The organism is Atribacter sp. (assembly GCF_035418125.1).
Classification (GTDB): Bacteria; Atribacterota; Atribacteria; order Atribacterales; family Atribacteraceae; genus Atribacter; species Atribacter allofermentans.
In genome coordinates this window covers 1-3,662 of sequence record NZ_DAOLQM010000229.1, presented here as the reverse complement: position 1 = coordinate 3,662, position 3,662 = coordinate 1, and the positions used below count along the sequence as shown (strand labels likewise).

Sequence of the window (3,662 nt, the reverse complement as noted above, 5' to 3'; positions counted from 1 at the left end):
CTAATTGGTGATTTGCTGGAGGCATACCAAAATGTTAAGAACACATAATTGTGGGGCATTACGTAAGGAAGATATTGGGGAAGAAGTTCTTCTGGCTGGATGGGTTAACCGCCGTCGGGACCACGGTGGGGTTATCTTTATAGACCTTCGGGACCGGTGGGGTTTAACTCAACTGGTTATTAATTCCAATCAACCAGAGATTTACCAAAGTGCCAATGCTGTAAAAAGTGAGTTTGTTCTCCAAGTAAAAGGAATAGTTCGAGCTCGGCCTGAAGGTTTGGCAAATCTGAAGTTACCCACCGGAGAAATTGAAGTAGCCGTTTCTGAAGTTAAAATTCTTTCCGAATCGAAACCTCTTCCTTTTGAAATTGAAGAGAAAAATGAAACCGATGAAAGTTTAAGGCTGCACTATCGATATTTAGATCTTCGTAGGACAAGAATGCAAAAAAATCTGATCCTTCGCCATCAGGTTTGTCAATCAGTCCGCCGCTATCTTTCTGAACGGCAGTTTATTGAAGTCGAGACCCCATTCTTAACCAAGAGCACTCCTGAGGGAGCTCGTGATTTTTTGGTACCCAGTCGTTTGAGTGAAGGAAACTTTTATGCGCTTCCCCAATCACCGCAACTTTTTAAACAAATTTTAATGATAGCTGGTTATGATCGGTATTTTCAAATTGCTAAATGCTTCCGCGATGAAGACCTTCGTGCTGATCGGCAGCCAGAGTTTTCTCAGGTGGACATAGAAATGTCCTTCGTTGAGCGGGAAGATATTTTTGAGTTAATTGAAACCATGATGAAAAAGCTATTTTATGAAGTGTTAGGAATACAATTAGAAACCCCCTTTCCCCGAATGAGCTATGATGAAGCGATGAATTGTTATGGTTGCGATAAACCAGACCTTAGGATTTCCTGTACCATTGATGATCTTTCGTTGCTGTTGGAAGATAAAATTGAAGTTGGATCAAAAAGTGATTCCTGGAATGGATTGTTTCTTCAGGAATGGAAAGGTTTCTCTAGAAAAAAAGCTGACCTTCTCTCTCAAATGGCTAAAAACGCCGGAGTTTCTCTCTCCTATATAAAGTTCGCTAAAGAAGAAGGGACCTCACCTTTAAAAAATAAAATTTCTGAGCAAGCCTGGAGCAAAATTATTGAGAAATATCCATTTCAAGAAGACTCGCTTTTGCTCATGGCCTGGGGTGAACGACCAAAGGTTCTTACTTTTTTGGGCAACCTGCGAATAAATTTGGGTGAAGAACTCAACCTCATACAAAATCAATTTAAGTTTTGTTGGATCCTTGATTTTCCGCTTTTTGAATGGAATGCTGAAGAAAACCGATGGGATTCGATGCATCATCCTTTTACAGCTCCTCGTTTGGACCAGTTAGATCAATTAAATATCGATCCCAGCCAGGTAAAAGCTCAAGCCTATGATATTGTTCTCAATGGTTTTGAAATAGGTGGAGGAAGTATCAGAATCCACCGGTCCGATTTGCAGGAGAAAATATTTCAATTGCTCAACTTAAGTGAGGGAGAAATTCAGCAGAAATTCGGTTATTTTATTGAAGCCCTCCAATATGGTTGTCCCCCTCATGGAGGCATAGCTTTGGGATTGGATCGTATAATGATGCTCATGAGTGGTGAAAGTTCCATTCGTGAAACTATGGCGTTTCCCAAAACCCAGAAGGGGACCTGTCTTATGTCGGGTGCTCCATCGCCGGTTTCCAATGACCAGCTTATGGTATTAGGAATACAATTGAGGGAAAAGAAAGAGTCTAAGGCAATAAAGGAAGATTCATAATACGGAATTCAATTTGAAATGCTATACAGGTTATGTTATTATTTAGCAAAAAGGTGATTTGGGTTTGTAGCCCTGCTATGCAGGTGATGCCATAGTTGGCTTTGACCCAACATCCTTTCCCTGGGAGTCAATCTTCCAGCAAATTGTGGTTTGCTGGAGAGGGCACCCACTATTTTTGAGGGCAAGGATCAAAGCAAATGGCACACCACAATGTGGGGCTATAATTCGTGATAGAAGGAAACCCGGAGGAAGGAGTGTTTCACTGTGGAAGAAAACAAAAACCTTGAGATGCTGCACGAGGACATCGAAAACATCCGGCCAATCAGACCCGGTGAGCTGATTAAGGGAAAGGTTATCAAAAAGGGAGAAGAGGGTTATTTTGTCAATATTAATTATAAGGCAGAAGGGATTCTTCCTTTTAAAGAAAAGCTCACTGATGGTGAAGGGGAAATCCTTAACGACACCGAAGAAGGAGAAGAAATCTGGGTAGTCGTCAACCGGTTTGATGATCAAGGCTATGTTTGGTTGTCTCGTGAAAAAGCCCGATATCGAGGGGCTTGGATTGACATTGAAGAGAGCATGAATAGCGGGAAACCCCTAATAGCAAAAGTACTGAAAAAGGTAAAAGGGGGGTTAACCGTTAATATTGGTGTGAATGCCTTCCTTCCTGCGTCCTGTGTTGATAAGGTTCCTCAAAATTTAGATGAATATCTTGATAAAACTTTAACAGTAAAAGTGATTGAGGCCGATCGAAGAACTCGGAATGTAGTAGTATCGCATAAGGTCATCCTTGAAGAAGAGGATTTAAAAAAGAAGCAAGAAACCATTGCTACCCTTGAAATTGGTCAAATCAGGAAAGGGATTGTTAAAAATATTACCAGTTTTGGAGCTTTTATTGATTTAGGTGGCATCGATGGATTGTTGCATATTTCAGAGATATCCTGGGGAAGAATCGGTAAGTTAGAAGATATATTCAACAAAGGTGATGAAATAGATATTCGAGTGATAGGCTGGGACCCGGTTAAGGAAGAAATATCCTTAAGCATGAAGCGCCTTAAACCTGATCCATGGGAAAACATTGAAGAAAAAATAAAAGTCGGTGATGTCGTCCAAGGCAAAGTCATATCCATAAAAGATTTTGGAGTATTCGTCGAAACTGAAGAGGGAGTTGAGGGTCTGGTTCATATTTCTGATATATCCTGGGGATATGTTAAACATCCGCAAGAAGCAGTTAAAATAGGGGATATGGTTGATGCTCGAATTCTCGATATTGATAAAGAAAAAAAACGTTTATCCCTTGGCTTAAAACAAATTCATCCTGATCCATGGCTTTCAGTGAATGAAAATTACCCAGTTGGGAATGTTGCTCGGGTGCGAGTTGAACGTATTAACCCGAAAGGTGCTATTGTTGAAATTGATGATGGAATTGAGGGAAAGATACCCATTGAAGAATTATCGTGGAAACGAGTGAATCGTGTAAGTGAAATCTTACGACGAAACCAATTAGTTGATGCCCGCATTATCGAGGTAGATCCTGAAAATCGTCAAATTACCTTAAGTATAAAGCAGCTGAAAGAAAATCCATGGAAACAAGCTCAAACCTTTGGAAGATTGGAGATATAGTTGAAGGGCATGTTCAAAGATTAATGAATTTTGGAGCTTTTATTGAGTTGATGCCTGATGTTGAAGCCTTATTGCCTCTTTCAGAATTAAATTGGGAGCCGGTTAAACATCCAGGTCAGTTACTGAAAAAAGGTCAAGCTTTGCCAGTTAAAATTATTGAATTTCAACCTGAAGAGCAAAGGATTGTGGTCAGCCGAAAGGCAATTCTTCCTGATCCATGGTTCGAAATTAAAAATAAATA

3 protein-coding genes and 1 other RNA gene are annotated in these 3,662 nt (G+C 40.2%); all 4 read left to right on the top strand.

Annotated features, from left to right (window positions below):
* Positions 1-31 precede the first annotated feature (31 nt).
* A complete protein-coding gene (gene aspS, locus PLK24_RS09700) occupies positions 32-1,798 on the top strand; it encodes an aspartate--tRNA ligase (protein WP_324478626.1) in 1,767 nt (588 codons plus the stop codon).
* Between the two features lie 66 nt (positions 1,799-1,864).
* A non-coding RNA gene (gene ssrS, locus PLK24_RS11540) (6S RNA) lies at positions 1,865-2,021 on the top strand.
* A gap of 41 nt (positions 2,022-2,062) precedes the next feature.
* Entirely contained in the window at positions 2,063-3,421 is a 1,359-nt protein-coding gene (locus tag PLK24_RS09695) for a S1 RNA-binding domain-containing protein (RefSeq protein WP_324478623.1), read from the top strand.
* Positions 3,382-3,662 (top strand): S1 RNA-binding domain-containing protein (locus PLK24_RS09690; protein WP_324478621.1); only part of this gene is annotated, 281 nt, incomplete at its 3' end. The genes PLK24_RS09695 and PLK24_RS09690, both read left to right, overlap by 40 nt.